The organism is Rhodococcus sp. UFZ-B548 (assembly GCF_903819475.1).
GTDB classification, from domain to species: Bacteria; Actinomycetota; Actinomycetes; order Mycobacteriales; family Mycobacteriaceae; genus Rhodococcus_F; species Rhodococcus_F erythropolis.
In genome coordinates this window covers 87,865-104,793 of sequence record NZ_CAIJDS010000003.1, presented here as the reverse complement: position 1 = coordinate 104,793, position 16,929 = coordinate 87,865, and the positions used below count along the sequence as shown (strand labels likewise).

Below are 16,929 nucleotides of genomic sequence, written 5' to 3'. Positions count from 1 at the left end.
CGTATTTCGTCGTGGAAGTCCGTAGAATCGAAGAATGGCAGGTCTAGGTGAACTCGAACGCGCGGTGATGGATCATTTGTGGTCCACATCGGAACCGCAAACTGTGCGACAGGTGCATGAAGCACTCGCGACACATCGCGAATTGGCGTACACGACGGTAATGACCGTTCTGCAGCGCCTGGCGAAGAAGCATCTGGTGATTCAGCAGCGTGACGATCGCGCCCATCGCTATCTTCCCGTCAACAAGCGCGAAGAACTGGTCGCGAGCCTGATGGTCGACGCTCTGGCCCAGGCTCCGGAGTCCGGCGGTCGCGCTGCGGCACTCGTCCACTTCGTGGGACAGGTCAATGCTGACGAAGCCGATGCTCTTCGCGAAGCGCTCGCTGCCCTCGAGGTGCGCGAGTCCGCGAAAAAGGCTGCGCAGCCCGGAATTTCTAGGCCGAACTGATTTCGTCGTGCATGATGTGTAGGACATGAACGCCACTACTGCACTGGTTTTCGGACTGCTTGCCTTGTTGCTGGCCGGTCCGGTTCCCGCACTCCTGAGCCGCTCCACGTGGCCTTACCGCGCTCCACGCGCGGCGTTGGTTCTGTGGCAAGCCGTCGCAATTGCTGCGGTGCTGTCGGCATTCAGCTCGGGCCTGGCCATTGCCAGCCAGCTGCTCGTTCCCGGCGCTGACGGTAGGCCGACGACGGCCCCGACCGCCGAAATCGATGCACTCGGGCTCCCGCTGTGGATTCTGTACGTGGTTGTTTTTGCCCTGACGCTTCTGATCGGCGCGAAGCTGATCTTCTCGATAATCCAGGTCGCTGTGAGAACCCGACGTCGCCGTGCACGTCACCGCGTGTTGGTGGACCTTCTCGACGACTGCGCCATGCCCGCGTCGGTGGAACGCACACCCGATCTGCGGGTGCTGGACGTGGACGAACCGATCGCATACTGCCTGCCAGGTCTGCGCCAACGCGTGGTTCTCAGTCAAGGCACTCTGCAGAACCTCGATCATGCCGAGGTCAAAGCAATTCTGACGCACGAGCGTTCACACCTGCGAGCTCGTCACGATCTGGTCCTCGAGGCTTTCACGGCCGTCAACCACGCGTTCCCCCGTTTCGTCCGTAGCAAGTCGGCTCTGGGATCGGTACAACTGCTGGTGGAGTTGCTCGCCGACGATTCAGCTGTGCGGGCTACCGGTCCCACTCCCCTCGCGCGGGCACTTGTCGCGTGTGCCGGATCGACGGCACCCCGCGGAGCGATGGCAGCGGGCGGCCCGTCGACGCTCATCCGAGTGCAGCGCCTCTCGGCCGACGATGCAGATCCCCGCATCGCAGTTTTTGCGTATCTCGGGGCGGTCGCGATTCTCGTTGTTCCCACGGTTGCGGTGGCTGTGCCCTGGCTCACCGAACTTCGACTGCTTTTCAACGCTTACTGAGTCTTGACCTGCGCAACCCCGTGTAGTAGTGCAGGTCACAGGCGGGGCTACCTGACTTCGGTGTCCCCGGTGGCGTAGAGTGGACCTCGGCCACCATCGTGGTCCGTCAACATATAACGGCACACAGCCCAATTCCCCGCAGTATGCGTTCGGATTGCCAGGTGACATGTGCCCTGGCTCGTCCCTTTGCGAACTGTGTCGTGTATTTCAGCATGGCTTCTTCCGCTCCGCGACGTGCCCGTAGTCCGGAGAGGTTTCCGCGTGACCAACGCTGTCCAAATGTCGTCTTCCGAGAACATCGAAGACCCCACCGTCAACACCCCCGCTGCCGAAGAAGCAGTCGCCACCGAGCCGGGTATCACCTTCGCCGAGATCGGCCTGCCCGAGCAGCTTGTTGCCGCATTGGCGCGCAACTCCATCACCGTCCCGTCCCCCATCCAGGCGCAGTCCATCCCGGACGCGCTCGCCGGAACCAACGTTCTCGGCCGCGCACAGACCGGATCGGGTAAGACCCTCGCCTTCGGCCTGCCGATGCTGACCCGCCTCTCACGCCACGAAGATCGCCCGGCCGCAAAGCGTCCCCGCGCACTCGTGCTCGTCCCCACCCGTGAGCTTGCTTTCCAGGTGGTCGACTCCCTCAACTCCTACGCCGGCGCACTCGGACTCACGGTTCGTCCCGCTGTCGGTGGAACGCCGTTCGCCAAGCAGGTCGATCAGCTTCGCCGCGGCGTAGACGTCCTCGTCGCAACGCCGGGTCGCCTGGGCGATCACCTGCGTCAGGGCACCTGCATCCTCGACTCGGTGGAAATCACCGCACTCGACGAAGCCGATCAGATGGCGGACATGGGCTTCCTGCCCGAGGTTCGCTCGATCCTCGGCGAGACCCCCGCAGACGGACAGCGTCTGCTGTTCTCGGCAACCCTCGACCGTGAGGTCCAGTCGCTGGTTCGTCAGTTCCTGGCCAACCACGTCACCCACTCCACCGAAGACGGCCGCGCAAGCGTCGACACGATGGAGCACTACGTCCTCCTCGTCGATCGTGGGCAGAAGGATTCCGTCCTCGCCGAGATCGGTGCCCGTGACGGACGCACCATCATGTTCGCCCGCACCAAGCTCGGTTGCGAGGGAATCACCGATCGCCTCCGCGCAGTCGGCATCGCTGCCGAGTCGCTTCACGGCGGCAAGGCACAGAACCAGCGCACCCGCGTCCTCGAGCGTTTCAAGAACGGCCGCACCCCGGTCCTCGTCGCAACGGACGTTGCAGCGCGCGGTATCCACGTCGACGGCATCGACCTCGTCGTTCACGTCGATCCCCCGGCCGACCACAAGGACTACCTGCACCGCGCTGGTCGTACCGCTCGCGCCGGCGAGAAGGGTACCGTTGTCGCCATCGTGCTGCCGAACCAGAAGCGTCAGTTCAAGCGTCTGACCGGAATGGCCGGCGTCAATGCCGCAGCCGTTGCCGTCACCCCGGGTTCTGCTGAACTTGCTCGCATCACCGGCGCCAAGAAGCCGACCGGAGAACCCTTGCGCGAGAGCTCTTCTCGTGGCGAGCGTTCCTTCGGTGATCGTGGCGGAAGTCGTGGCGGCTACCAGGGCAACCGCTCTTCCGGCGGCTACCAGGGCAACCGCTCTTCGGGTGGATACCAGGGCAACCGTGACGGTGAGAGCCGCGGCGGATACCAGGGTGATCGCTCCAGCGGTGGTTACCAGGGCAACCGCGACAGCCGCCCCTCGACCGGATACCAGGGCAACCGCTCTTCCGGTGGATACCAGGGAAGCCGCGACGGCGAGAGCCGCGGCGGATACCAGGGCAACCGCTCTTCCGGTGGATACCAGGGTGATCGCTCCAGCGGTGGTTACCAGGGCAACCGTGACAGCCGTCCGTCCTACGGAGACCGCGACAGCCGCCCGTCGACGGGTTACCAGGGCAACCGCTCTTCGGGTGGATACCAGGGAAGCCGTGACGGCGAGAGCCGCGGCGGATACCAGGGCAACCGTTCGTCCGGTGGTGGCTACCAGGGCAACCGCGACAACACGCGCTCGTACGGCGATCGCGACAGCCGCCCCTCGACCGGATACCAGGGCAACCGCTCTTCCGGTGGATACCAGGGCAACCGCGACGGCGGCGACAACCGTGCAGCCTCGACCAGCGGTGGCGGCTTCCGCAGCCGCACCGACCGTCGTAGCTATGACGGATTCGACGGCCCGAAGCGCGATCAGCGGTAATACCTGCGCTGAGCTGCGGCTCGACAACTGAACACTGAGAACCTTCCGGCTGTGCCGGAAGCTGTATCGAGACGGATGCAGGTCACTGCAATTAAAGTGATCTGCATCCGTGTTTTGTATGCACGGTCTGATGTTCACGCGCGTCGCGGCCGCACCGTTTTCGGCTGCGCACAGCGCAGGATTTCACAGCCGCGGACCGAGAGGGAAAGCTGTAAGTATGTCAACCACTAGCACCGAATCACCCCGAGCTCAGATCGGCGTCACCGGCCTGGCCGTCATGGGTTCGAATATTGCCCGCAATTTCGCCCGCCACGGTCACACCGTTGCCCTGCACAACCGCAGCATCGCGAAGACCGATGCCCTGATCGCCGAGCATGGTTCCGAGGGCGATTTCGTGCGCACCGAGACCGTCGAGGAGTTTGTTGCCGCACTGCAGAAGCCGCGACGCGTCCTGATCATGGTCAAGGCCGGTGCCCCGACCGACGCCGTGATCGAAGAGCTCGCGAACGCCATGGAGCCCGGCGACATCATCATCGACGGTGGCAACTCGCTCTACACCGACACGATCCGTCGTGAAGCAGCGATCCGCGCCCGCGGTCTGCACTTCGTCGGCGCTGGTATCTCCGGTGGCGAAGAAGGCGCACTCAACGGTCCGTCGATCATGCCCGGCGGCCCGAAGGAGTCCTACGAGGCTCTCGGCCCGCTTCTCGAGTCCATCTCCGCTCACGTCGACGGCACCCCGTGCTGCACGCACATCGGCCCCGACGGCAGCGGTCACTTCGTCAAGATGGTGCACAACGGCATCGAGTACGCCGACATGCAGCTCATCGGCGAGGCGTACAACCTCTTCCGCGACGCACTCGGTTACGACGCCGGTCAGGTCGCAGACGTCTTCACCGAGTGGAACAAGGGCACGCTCGAGTCCTACTTGATCGAGATCACCGCCGAGGTGCTCCGCCAGGTCGACGCCGAGACGGGCAAGCCGTTGGTCGACGTCATCGTCGACGCTGCCGAGCAGAAGGGCACGGGCCGCTGGACGGTCAAGTCCGCTCTGGATCTGGGCGTGCCGGTCACCGGTATCGCCGAGGCCGTTTTCGCTCGCGCACTGTCCGGTAGCCGCAATCAGCGCGCCGCAGCTCAGGCGCAGGGTCTGGCCGCCGGCTCTCTCGGCGACAAGCCTGCTGACGCCGAGCAGTTCGCCGCCGACATCCAGGCCGCGCTGTACGCGTCGAAGATCGTGGCGTACGCGCAGGGCTTCGATCAGATCGCTGCCGGCAGCGCCGAGTACGACTGGAACCTCAAGCCTGCCGACCTGGCGACGATCTGGCGCGGTGGCTGCATCATCCGTGCGCAGTTCCTCAACCGCATCAAGGACGCGTTCGACGCGGATCCGAGCCTGCCGAGCTTGATTCTGGCGCCGTACTTCCGTGAGGCCATCGAGGCAGGCATCGACAGCTGGCGCCGTGTGGTCGCCACCGCGACGATGCTCGGCATTCCGGTACCGGCGTTCGCGTCTTCGCTCTCGTACTACGACGGTCTCCGCGCGGAGCGTCTGCCGGCCGCCCTGACTCAGGGGCAGCGCGACTTCTTCGGCGCGCACACCTACGAGCGCATCGACAAGCCGGGCAAGTTCCACACACTGTGGAGCGGTGACCGCAGCGAAATCGAGGCCTGATTCACAGCGGGTATCGGTAGATGCGGTCATCTGCGTCTACCGATACCCGGTAGCCTGGACAAATGCAGGAATCGACGATCGACTCGCCCACCTCGACCGAAGGGCGTTCGTTCGTCGACCTCGGAATCCCCGCCGTGATGGTGCACGCGTTGCGCCGAAGCGGCATCGATGCCCCCTTCCCCATTCAGTCGGCAACCATCCCCGATGTCCTTGCCGGCCGCGATGTCCTCGGGCGCGGCGCGACGGGTTCCGGAAAGACTCTGGCCTTCGGGCTTCCGATGCTGGTGCGCCTCAAGGGCGGGGCGAGCAAGCGGAATCGTCCGCGCGGTTTGGTGCTCGCTCCCACCCGTGAGCTGGCGATCCAGATCCACAAGGCACTCGACGACGCTGCTACCGAGATCGGTTTGCGTGTGGCAAATGCGGTCGGTGGCGTTCCGATCAAGCGTCAGGCCGACATCCTTGCACGCGGCGTCGATCTGCTGATCGCGACCCCAGGGCGCCTACTCGACCTACTCGAGCAGAAGTCGGTGATTCTCGACGACGTCGTGATCACGACCATCGACGAAGCCGACCACATGGCAGACATGGGTTTCATCGACGAGGTTGCGAAGATTCTCGACACGACACCGAAAGACGGTCAGCGCCTTCTCTTCTCGGCAACACTCGACGGCAAGGTCGACGATCTGGTCGCGGGTTACCTGCGCAATCCGGCGTCGCACTCGACTGCTCCCCCGGTTGCCACCGTCTCGACCATGGAGCATCACCTGCTCTTCGTCGACCGCGACGACAAGAGATCCGTTGTCGCACATATCGGTTCACGGGCGGGGCGGACCATCATGTTCGTCAAGACCAAGCACGGTGTGGATCGTCTTGCGCAGCAACTACATTTGATCGGTGTCTCGGCCGGCGCCCTGCACGGCGGCAAGACGCAGAACAACCGGACCAAGACCCTCGCGTCGTTCTCCGACGGGACGACACCGGTCCTGGTCGCCACCGATGTCGCCGCGCGCGGAATCCATGTCGACGACGTGACGCTCGTCGTTCACGTCGATCCCCCGGCGGAGGCGAAGGACTACCTGCACCGGGCCGGCCGGACAGCACGCGCCGGGGAATCGGGCGTCGTCGTCACCATCGTCACCGACGAAGAACGTGATTCGGTCGAGAAGTTGACCAAGCAGGCAGGTATCAAGGTTCACGGCGTGCGGGTTCGTCCTGACGATCTGGAGCTCACGCGCATCACCGGCGCGATGGAGCCGACGGGAATACCGGTCGAAGCTCCCGATACGACGGTCGCCGTCAAGCACACCGCCAAGCGCGGCCGTCAGGAACACGACACTGCAGGCCGGACCGCTGCCGGAGGCCGGATGAAGAAGGACGGAGACAAGCGCGCGGCTTCCTCGCGGCGCGTCACCGATCCGAAGAGTGTGAAGAAGATCCGTGCGGACGGCACTCCGGTCCCGACCCGTTCGGAGCGTCTGGCGTCCAAGGGCTTGACCCCGCGTCGCGGCGCACCCGGCGCAGGAAAGCCGTCTGCCGGAAATCGGGCGGGCAAGCGCGCACACTGAGGGAATGGGTGATCTTCCACTGATCTCTGTTCTCTGCGCACTCGTCGCCGCGCTTCTCTTCGCGTGTGCCTCCGTCGCTCAGCAGCGCGCCGCGTCTGCGGTTCCGGAGGGCGAGGCGTTGGTGGCGTCGTTGATTCGCAGTCCTCGGTGGTGGGCCGGGCTGATCGGTGACGGCGGCGGTTACGTCATGCAGGCCGTTGCACTGTCGTTGGGTTCGGTGTTGGTGGTGCAGCCGCTGATCGTGACCTCGCTGCTGTTCGCGCTGCCACTTTCGGCCAGGTTCTCGGGAATTCGCATCACCCGTTCTGCGTGGTCATTGGCGATCATGCTCGCGATTTCCTTGGCGATCTTCCTCGTCGTCGGCGATCCCACCGAGGGAGACAGCAACGCTCCGTGGTCGGATTGGGCTGTGCCACTGACGATCACGGTCGCAGTGGCCGTGGTCGCAACTATCGGCGGCTTGTCCAAACTCGACGGTGGCTGGCGCGCTCTGCTTCTCGGCTCTGCGGCCGGAATCTTCTACGGCGTGGCCGTCGCATTCACCAAGTACGTCACCGACCTACTCGGACATGGCGTCGTCGGGGTGATTTCGGCATGGCAGACGTGGGCGCTGATCGCCTCGGGCGCAATCGGGGTCTACCTCCAACAGCGCGCTTTCCAGGTCGGGCCCCTGTCGGCGTCGCTACCTGCCCTGACGATCGGCGAGCCGATCGCGGCCATCTTCCTGGGGATGACGGTTCTCGACGAACGCCTCCGCGTCGACGGTCCCGGAATTGCTCTCATCGGGTGCGCCGTCGCCGTCATGATCATGACCACGATCGCCCTCTCCCGCTCACAAGCACGCGATACCGAGGGCGCTACGGCGGAATCGACGGTAGGCTCGTGAAACGTGCAGTTCCTCGAAGGGCAACGCCCCCCATACGACCTGACCTACGACGACGTCTTCCTCGTCCCTAACCGGACCGAGGTCACCTCTCGGTTCGACGTCGATCTCAATTCTTCCGACGGATCCGGAACGACCATTCCCGTCGTCGTCGCCAATATGACCGCAGTCGCCGGCCGCCGCATGGCGGAGACTGTCGCCCGCCGCGGCGGACTGGTCATCATTCCGCAGGACGTCCCCACCGAAGCGGTCGCCGAGACCGTGGCGTTCGTCAAGAGCCGCCACCTCGTCGCTGATACGCCGGTCACGCTGAGTCCGGACGACGCCGTCTCAGATGCGCTGGCGCTGCTACCCAAGCGTGCACACGGCGCAGTCGTGGTGGTCGAGGACGGCAAGCCTCTCGGTGTCGTCACCGAGGCTGCCTGCGCGGATGTCGATCGGTTCACTCGCCTACGTACCGTCGCGATCACCGACTTCGTCACCGCCCCGGTCACCGCCACACCGCGTGAGGTCTTCGAACTGCTCGAAACCAAGCACGATCCGTTGGCCGTCATCGTCAACGAGGACGGAACCCTCGCCGGCGTCCTCACCCGCACCGGCGCGATTCGTGCCGGCATCTACGACCCCGCAGTCGATGAGCGCGGCGCACTCCGGGTCGCCGCAGCGGTCGGTGTGAACGGTGACGTGGGCGCCAAGGCCAAGGCACTCGTCGACGCCGGTGCCGACGTGATCGTCGTGGACACAGCTCACGGTCACCAGCAGAGAATGATCGATGCGCTCACCACCCTCAAGGCGCTCGACCTCGGCGTCCCGTTGGTTGCAGGCAACGTGGTGTCCGCACAGGGAACCCGTGATCTGATCGCCGCAGGCGCGGACATCGTCAAGGTCGGCGTCGGGCCCGGAGCCATGTGCACGACTCGCATGATGACCGGCGTCGGACGCCCGCAGTTCTCGGCCGTCGCGGAATGTGCTGCAGCAGCACGCGAGCTCGGCAAGCACGTCTGGGCCGACGGCGGCGTTCGCCACCCTCGCGACGTTGCACTCGCCCTCGCGGCGGGCGCGTCGAACGTCATGATCGGCTCGTGGTTCGCCGGCACGTACGAGTCCCCCGGCGATCTCAAAGTCGATCAGGCGGGCAACGCGTACAAGGAGAGCTTCGGTATGGCCTCCAAGCGCGCTGTTGCCGCTCGCACAGCCACCGAAACGGCTTTCGATCGCGCCCGTAAGGGATTGTTCGAGGAAGGCATCTCCAGTTCGCGGATGCGTCTCGATCCCGAGCGCCCCGGAGTCGAGGACCTGATCGATCAGATTTGTTCCGGCGTACGCAGTACCTGCACGTACGCGGGTGCGCGCTCACTCGAGGAGCTGCACGAGAAGGCAGTTCTGGGAGTGCAGTCCGCCGCCGGATTCGCCGAAGGACGGCCGCTTCCGTCGGGTTGGTGAACCACGTTTTATGACAGTCGGCGGGTGCTCGGGTCCCTACTCCCGGGCACCCGCCGGTATCATTGGATCCGTAAACAGGAAACAAAACTCGGTCGGGTGCCCATCGGCGACCCGACCGAGCCCGCTACAGCCGAGAAATACTCGGCTCCGACGAGAGGAACCCGGTGCCCGAGGCACCCACACACTTACCCGGCGCTACACCCGTCGTTTTATCCGAGGAATCGTCTGATTCCGCTGGTTCGGAGGGCTCCTCTAGCGAGCCGGGAGACAAACCCGGCGGCCCCCGTGCACACCTCAGGTGGCGATGACACATGGACATCGTTTTCACCATTCTCAGCCTGGTCGGCTTCATCGCGCTGACTGCAGGCACCGCCCTCTTCGTGGCGGCCGAATTCTCACTGACCGCGCTCGAACGCAGCACCGTCGACGAAGCTGCTCGTGGCGGCGACCGACGCTCGCGGCAGGTTCAACACGCGCACAAGACTCTCTCGTTCCAGCTCTCCGGCGCTCAGCTGGGTATCACGATCACAACCCTGATCACCGGTTACCTGGCCGAGCCCGTTCTGGCACGGTTCATCACACCGGTCACGAAGGCCGTCGGGCTCAGCGAATCCGCTGCCTCGACAACGTCTTTGATCCTGGCGCTCGTGATTGCGACCTCGTTCTCCATGATCTTCGGTGAGCTCGTACCGAAGAACCTCGCAATCTCCAAGCCGATGCCCACCGCCCGCGCGACTGCGGGCCTGCAAGCGGGCTTCTCGCTGATCTTCCGGTGGGCCATCAACGGCCTCAACGGAACCGCCAACTGGATCGTGCGACGCCTGGGCATCGAACCCGCGGAAGAATTGCGCTCGGCGCGATCACCGCAGGAACTCGGGTCCCTCGTGCGGACGTCCGCGCAGCGCGGGTCCATCGACAAGGGCACGGCGATGCTCGTCGACCGTTCGCTGCAGTTCGGTGACCGCACCGCAGAAGAGCTGATGACTCCGCGAGTGAAGATCGAATCGCTGGAACTCTCGGACACCGTCGCAGACCTGATCGTGACGGCGTCGCGAACTGGCTACTCGCGCTTCCCCGTCGTTCGCGGCGATCTCGACGACACAGTCGGCGTCGTACACATCAAACACGCGTTCACCGTTCCGGCCGAGCGCAGGCGCACGACGCGCGTCGACAGTCTGGCTCAACGTGTTCCCGTCGTGCCGTCGAGCCTGGACGGAGACACCGTCATGGAGCGGATCCGCTCCGACGGCATGCAGGTCGCGCTTGTCGTCGACGAATACGGCGGAACAGCCGGCATCGTCACGATGGAAGACCTCATCGAGGAAATCGTCGGTGATGTGCGCGACGAACACGACGAACCCGAACTCGACGTACAGCGCGTCGGCGACGGCTGGTCGTGCTCCGGTCTCCTGCGCATCGACGAGGTCACGTCGGCAACCGGATACACCGCGCCCGAAGGCGACTACGACACGCTCGGCGGTCTGGTGCTCACCGAACTGGGCCGAATCCCCGACGAGGGTGACGAAGTGGAATTGCCCGACGTCGACTCGTCCGGTGATTCCCGCGGCAAGTGGATCGCCCGAGTGACCAGTATGGACGGCCGTCGTATCGACCGAGTGACCATCACGCCGGTCCCGGCACATGTCGAACCCGAATCCGCAGACGACGACACGAAGGAGTCCGACGATGAATAACCTCTTCGGTGTACTCCTCACCGTCGTGCTGCTCGCCGGTAACGCATTCTTCGTCGGTGCGGAGTTCGCGCTGATCTCCGCACGACGCGACCGCCTCGAGGCACTTGTCGCGCAGGGTAAGAAGCGGGCACTCACGGTCATCAAGGCCGGTGAGAACCTCTCGCTGATGCTTGCGGCAGCTCAGCTGGGCATCACGATCTGCTCGATCCTGCTCGGTAAGGTCGCCGAGCCCGCCATCGCGCACCTCCTCGAGGTGCCGATGGAAGCCGTCGGCCTTCCCGACGGATTGCTACACCCGATTTCGTTTGCGATCGCGCTCTCGCTGGTCGTCGTGCTGCATATCCTCCTCGGGGAAATGGTGCCCAAGAACATCGCGTTGGCGGGCCCCGAGAAGACGGCCATGCTGCTCGTTCCCGTGCATCTGGCGTTCATCAAGATCGCTCGCCCGATCATCGCGTTCTACAACCTCTGCGCCAACGGAGTGCTCAAGCTCCTGCGCGTCGAGCCCAAGGACGAACTCGATGTCACTGTCTCGGCGGTGGAGTTGTCCGCGATGATCGGTGAATCGCGGTCCGAGGGTCTGATCGACGCCGAAGAACACCGGCGCTTGAAGCAGGCACTCGAATCGACAGATCGCACCGTCTCCGAGGTCCTGATCACCCTCGACAAGGTGCGGACCATTCCCCTCACGCCGTCGGGAACAACACTGGGTGAGATCGAGCGTGCGGTCATCGAGACCGGATACTCGCGTTACCCGGTCCGAGCGAGCGACGGATCGCTGGCCGGGTACGTGCACCTCAAGGATGTGCTCGACGAGGTGCTCGACGAAGCTGCCGGGCCGGACACCGTCGTTCCGACATCGGATATCCGCCCGTTGCCCATCGTTCCGCTCAGCACGCCGCTGGCCGAAGCGTTGGCCGGCCTTCGTCGGGCCAGCTCGCACCTCGGCGCAGTCACGGACGCCGACGGAGTGGTGATCGGTATCGTCGCGCTCGAGGATCTGCTCGAGGAGTACGTCGGAACGGTTCGCGACGGCACGCACCGCGGCACGGATGCTGTTCCCGGACAAAGAAACAGCTGATCGATGACACGTTCGGTGCATTCACTCGCACTCGCACAGAGCGAGTGGACGGCTCGGCGGGCACTTCACCTCGAGGAGGTGGAAAAGCTCGTCGAGCCGCACCGAGCGCGTCGTAGCGCCGGTATCTCTCACCCGGTGCACGACTTCCTCTTCACGTACTACAACTTCAAGCCCGCGCAACTGCGCCGCTGGCACCCCGGGTACGGAGTCGCACTCGAGAACGCCGGCGAATACGCAGCCTTCTCCGGCTACCGCGTCGACGAATCGGGTACCGCGACGGTCGAGGCCGCCGTGCTGGAGCGTCGGCGTCACACAGTCGAATTCGTGTGGAATCTGTTGAATCAGACGTCGGCGCGGCCCGCTGTGCTGGGCTGTTTCGGCCTCCACGAATGGGCGATGGTCTATCGCGGCGGCGAGGACGCGATCCGTCACCAGTCAGTGCCGCTGCGGCTCGGGTTCGCCGGTACCGACGCGGTAGTCGAATCCCTGCCACTCAAATGCACGCACTACGACGCGTTCCGGTTCTTCACACCGGACGCGGCCCCCAAGAACTCGCTCCCGCTTGCACGCGAAACCCAGATCGATCACGAACAGCCGGGCTGCCTGCACGCCGGTATGGATCTGTACAAGTGGAGCTTCAAGTTGTTGCCACTCGTGGATTCCGATCTGGTGATGCGGTGCTTCGAACACGCGCTCCTGGCCCGTGAACTCGACATGCGCGCGAGCCCATACGACCTCGCCGAGTACGGGTACTCCCCCATTCGTATCGAAACTCCCGCGGGCCGCGCCGAATACGTGCGTCAGCAACAACAGTTGGCGGATCGTGCTGCGCCGCTCCGCGATACGCTGGCAGAGAAGTGCCGGGAGCTTCTCGGCCACTGAACTGCCGAAAGGCGCCACATGGATCACGGGTACGGGTTCTATCTCGACGAATACCAACGTGACGTCGGGGTGCACACCGACGACCGACGCGGCCACATCGAATGCCCGGACTCGGCGGGCTTCCTTGCGGCGCACTTGCCGGTGTTCGACCTCGCTGCAGGCTCAGTCGCGGCCTTCGCCTCGGCAATTCATCGGTCAACCAGCCCGGGCGACGGACACTGGACCCTCGATCCCGAGCGCATCGCCGCGTCCTTCTCGAGCGATCGACTGTTCCGGATCGGCGGCGAATCGATCAACGGATTCTCCGAATACTCGGGGTTCTTTGCCGCCCGCGACGGTTGGGTCCGCACGCACGGCAACTATCCACACCATCGCGACCGCCTGCTCGCCATCCTCGAACTCGACCATGGATCACCTAAAGATGCAGTGGCGCAACGGATATCCGAACTCAGCGCCATCGAGATCGAGCAGCAGGCCGCCGAGATCGGCGCCATCGCGGTCCGTGTTCGTACCGAGACCGAGTGGCGCCTGAGTGAGCAGTGCGCAGCTGCGAGGTCTGAGCCTCTGGTATCCATCCGAGTACGCGACGAGGGAAAACCCCGCACGCATCCGACGCGCCCACGTGTTCTCGACCTGACCCGCGTCATCGCCGGCCCGGTCGCGACCCGTGCCCTCGCGCTGGTCGGCGCTGACGTTCTGCGGATCGACCCTCCGGCGATCCCCGAGATCGGATGGCAGCACCTCGACAGTGGCCAGGGCAAGCGGTCGGCGCTTCTCGACCTGAAGTCCTCGGCAGAAGCGGCAGCATTCCGCGAACTCCTCGACACCGCAGACGTACTGGTCACCGGCTACCGTCCGGGCGCACTCGAAGCACTCATCGGGCAGGATCTTCCCGCCCACCTGATTCACGGGCGCGTCAGCGCATGGGGATGGGAAGGTCCGTGGGCGAATCGCCGCGGCTTCGACAGCATCGTGCAGGCCGCATCCGGTATCTCGTTCCTCGAGGGCGGCGAGAAACCGGGCGCACTTCCAGCGCAGGCCCTCGACCACTCGACCGGATACTTCTTGGCAGCTGGGATCCTCGACGCGTTGACGCTGCGCTCGCACGACGGCCGTGGCCGTGATGTCGACGTGTCATTGGCCAGCACCGGCGCCCGTCTTCTCGACGCACCCGGCCGAACCGTCCATCCCGGTCTACCGACCGCTCCCGGCCTGAATGCTGTTGTCAACCATGCCGACGTGACCACCGCACGACCCGCGCTGGCAGAGTTCGAGGACTACCCCGAACCATCCCATCCGTGGGGATCGGATCGGGCGGAGTGGGCACACTGAGGGACCGGCACATTCAGGGCAAGATGGACCTGTGAAGTCACATACCTACACACTCGACCTTCAGTGGACGGGCGATCTGGGAACCGGAACGTCCAGCACGCAGGGATATTCGCGCAATCATGCAATATCCGCGGTCGGAAAGCCGGAACTTCTCGGCAGCTCCGATCCCTCGTTCCGCGGTGACGCGCAGCGATGGAACCCCGAGGAACTGCTCGTTGCCTCCCTCGCCCAATGCCACATGCTCTGGTACCTCGGTCTGGCAGCTGCCGCTGGGGTCGTCGTTCTCGACTACAGCGATCAGCCGGTCGGCAGCATGATCGAGGAATCCGATGGCGGCGGCCAGTTCATCGAAGTGACGTTGAATCCGACGGTATTGGTCGCGGAGGCGTCGATGGTCGAGAAGGCCGAGGAGCTTCACGGCCCCGCACACACGAAGTGCTTCATCGCTCGGTCGGTCAACTTCCCTGTCCTGCATTCACCGACGATCCTGGTGGCCACCGATGAGTGATACGCACAAGCTCATCGTCGACGTCGACACCGGCATCGACGACTCGTTGGCGCTTCTCTATCTCCTTGCCAGCCCCGAAGCCGAGATTCTGGGGATTGCGAGCACCGCCGGCAACGTTCCGGTGGAACAGGTCGCGGCCAACAACTTGAACTGGCTTGCGCTCTGCGGCGCCCCGGACATCGAGGTTGCTCTCGGCGCCCGCGAGCCACTGGTCATCCCGTTGCGCACCACCGAGGAGACTCACGGTCCGCAAGGGATCGGCCATGCCGTCCTCCCCGATTCGGGTCGCAAGCGCTCGGTCCGAACGGCCACCGACCTCTGGGTGGATCTCGTGCGTGAGTACCCCGGACAACTCACCGGATTGGTGACGGGGCCGCTCACCAACCTTGCGCTGGCGATCAGACGTGAACCCGATCTGCCGTCTCTGCTGAAGCGACTGGTCGTGATGGGTGGGTCGTTCAACTATCCGGGCAACACGACGCCGACCGCGGAGTGGAACGTCTCGGTGGACCCGCACGCCGCCAAGGAGGTGTTCGACGCGTTCTCCGTCGTACCCGCGCACCGGCGCCCGATCATCTGCGGCCTCAACGTCACCGAATCCATCGAGATGTTCCCCGAACATGTGCGTCGGCTCGCCGACGCTGCCGGGAGCACTCCGGAAGAGATCATCTCGCCTGACGACGGCCCCGACGTCCGCAGTTCCGCGTCCAACAGCGTGATCAGGCATATGTCCGACGCGATCCGGTTCTACATGGAATTCCATCGTGAATACGACCAGGGCTTTCTTGCTCACATGCATGATCCCTTTGCTGCTGCCGTCGCGCTCGATCCGAGCTTGGCGACGCTGAAGCCGGCAACGGTAGATGTCGAAACCGAGAGTCCACTGCTGATCGGAACGACGGTCGCGGACTGGGTCGGGCACTGGAAGCGTGAGCCCAACGCGGATATCGCGGTCAGCACCGATCCGGCGGAATTCTTTGATCGACTTGTCCACCGAGTGGGAAATTACGCCCGCGTCGTGGGTTGACCGAGCCGGGCACCGGCTATGCTCGCATGGACAGAACACCAACGAACGAGAACAAAGGACCTGACGTGCAGATTTCCAGCCACGATGCCTCCCCGGCATTTGCGCTCGGATTGATGGCGTTCTGGCCCACTCGTCGTAGCGCATGCTTCGATCAGGCGTGTTGCTGAGCGGCGATTCTCGCTGCCTGCACCCCTGACTTTGTCGCTTCTTCGCTCGGAGTCTGTCTTCTCATGTTCAACCTTCTTTTGTTCACCCTTGTCGGCGTCGGCGCCCAGCTCGTCGACGGCGCCCTCGGTATGGCCTTCGGTGTCACCGCAACCACTCTGTTGATGATCGGTGGCCTCGGTCCGGCTCAGGCCAGCGCCGCTGTTCACCTGGCCGAGGTCGGCACCACCCTCGCTTCGGGCGTGTCGCATTGGAAGTTCAAGAACATCGACTGGAAGCTCGTCGCCAAGCTCGGTGTGCCCGGCGCAGTCGGTGCATTCATCGGCGCAACCGTGCTCTCGGGTCTGTCCACCGAAGCGGCAGTCCCCATCACGGCGACGATCCTGCTGGCCATCGGTATCTATGTGGCACTTCGCTTTTCGGTCCGCCCACCGGCCGTCGCGGATGCTCGTACCACTCCGCACACTGCACGTTTCCTGTCCCCACTCGGCCTGTTCGGTGGTTTCATCGATGCATCCGGCGGTGGTGGTTGGGGTCCGATCACCACCAGCACGCTGCTCTCGCGGGGCAAGACCGCGCCGCGCACCGTGATCGGCTCGGTCAGCGCCTCGGAGTTTCTGGTCGCGTCAGCCGCGTCGCTGGGATTTCTTGTCGGATTGGGTCGTGAGTCTGCTGGAAACCTCCTCGTTGTCGCCGGTCTCGCGCTCGGCGGTGTCATCGCTGCCCCGTTCGCGGCGTGGCTGGTCAGCCGCGTGCCTGCAACCTTGCTCGGAACGGCGGTGGGCGGCGTCATCGTGTTGACCAACGCACAGAAGCTGTTCAAATCCTTCGACATCACCGGGGCGGTCACAGTGGCCGGCTACCTGGCCATTCTCGGCGCGTGGGCAGCGTTGCTGTTTTACGCGTGGAAGCGGTCCACGCTCACCCCAGCCGAGGCAGAAGGCGATTTCACGGGAGTCGAACTCGCTGTCGAGAACGAACTCACCGAGCCTGCGGTCAAACGCGAACGATAGCTCGT

General features: G+C 64.4%; 14 protein-coding genes. All 14 read left to right on the top strand.

Going from position 1 to position 16,929, the window contains the following annotated elements; all coding sequences use genetic code 11:
* The first annotated feature begins 34 nt into the window (after positions 1-34).
* The 14 genes from H7C86_RS05115 (at position 35) to H7C86_RS05050 (ending at position 16,924) form a co-directional block, all read left to right on the top strand.
* Complete coding sequence (locus tag H7C86_RS05115) at positions 35-448, top strand: BlaI/MecI/CopY family transcriptional regulator (protein ID WP_003944876.1); 414 nt, start codon at positions 35-37, stop codon at positions 446-448.
* A gap of 25 nt (positions 449-473) precedes the next feature.
* The gene (locus H7C86_RS05110; RefSeq protein ID WP_003944922.1) at positions 474-1,427 is read left to right on the top strand and encodes a M56 family metallopeptidase; all 954 of its coding nucleotides are present in this window, start codon (positions 474-476) and stop codon (positions 1,425-1,427) included.
* Between the two features lie 261 nt (positions 1,428-1,688).
* Positions 1,689-3,656 (top strand): DEAD/DEAH box helicase, encoded by a 1,968-nt coding sequence (locus H7C86_RS05105; protein ID WP_084325946.1) that lies wholly within the window; start codon positions 1,689-1,691, stop codon positions 3,654-3,656.
* A gap of 217 nt (positions 3,657-3,873) precedes the next feature.
* Positions 3,874-5,331 carry an NADP-dependent phosphogluconate dehydrogenase gene (gene gndA / locus H7C86_RS05100; protein WP_007730904.1) on the top strand — a complete coding sequence of 486 codons (1,458 nt, stop codon included), beginning with the start codon at positions 3,874-3,876 and terminating at the stop codon, positions 5,329-5,331.
* Positions 5,332-5,393: 62 nt separating this feature from the next.
* Entirely contained in the window at positions 5,394-6,896 is a 1,503-nt protein-coding gene (locus H7C86_RS05095) for a DEAD/DEAH box helicase (protein ID WP_020969621.1), read from the top strand.
* Positions 6,897-6,900: 4 nt separating this feature from the next.
* Positions 6,901-7,782, top strand: coding sequence for a DMT family transporter (locus H7C86_RS05090; RefSeq protein ID WP_020907757.1), 882 nt, complete (start codon positions 6,901-6,903; stop codon positions 7,780-7,782).
* A 3-nt stretch (positions 7,783-7,785) separates the two neighbouring features.
* Positions 7,786-9,222 (top strand): GuaB1 family IMP dehydrogenase-related protein, encoded by a 1,437-nt coding sequence (locus H7C86_RS05085; protein ID WP_020969620.1) that lies wholly within the window; start codon positions 7,786-7,788, stop codon positions 9,220-9,222.
* Between the two features lie 311 nt (positions 9,223-9,533).
* Complete coding sequence (locus H7C86_RS05080; protein ID WP_019748444.1) at positions 9,534-10,916, top strand: hemolysin family protein; 1,383 nt, start codon at positions 9,534-9,536, stop codon at positions 10,914-10,916.
* Positions 10,909-11,997: a hemolysin family protein gene (locus tag H7C86_RS05075; RefSeq protein WP_003944826.1), complete on the top strand. Its 1,089-nt coding sequence runs from the start codon at positions 10,909-10,911 to the stop codon at positions 11,995-11,997. Before H7C86_RS05080 ends, H7C86_RS05075 begins: the two co-directional genes overlap by 8 nt.
* 3 nt (positions 11,998-12,000) lie before the next feature.
* On the top strand, positions 12,001-12,879 hold the full coding sequence (locus tag H7C86_RS05070; protein ID WP_019748443.1) for a hypothetical protein: 879 nt from the start codon (positions 12,001-12,003) through the stop codon (positions 12,877-12,879).
* 18 nt (positions 12,880-12,897) lie between these two features.
* Positions 12,898-14,211, top strand: a complete 1,314-nt coding sequence (locus H7C86_RS05065; RefSeq protein ID WP_182261187.1) for a CoA transferase — start codon at positions 12,898-12,900, stop codon at positions 14,209-14,211.
* Between the two features lie 31 nt (positions 14,212-14,242).
* Complete coding sequence (locus tag H7C86_RS05060) at positions 14,243-14,719, top strand: OsmC family protein (protein ID WP_019748441.1); 477 nt, start codon at positions 14,243-14,245, stop codon at positions 14,717-14,719.
* The gene (locus tag H7C86_RS05055) at positions 14,712-15,746 is read left to right on the top strand and encodes a nucleoside hydrolase (RefSeq protein WP_113683628.1); all 1,035 of its coding nucleotides are present in this window, start codon (positions 14,712-14,714) and stop codon (positions 15,744-15,746) included. The genes H7C86_RS05060 and H7C86_RS05055 overlap by 8 nt, the downstream gene beginning before the upstream one ends.
* Before the next feature lie 230 nt (positions 15,747-15,976).
* Entirely contained in the window at positions 15,977-16,924 is a 948-nt protein-coding gene (locus H7C86_RS05050; protein WP_019748438.1) for a sulfite exporter TauE/SafE family protein, read from the top strand.
* Positions 16,925-16,929 lie beyond the last annotated feature (5 nt).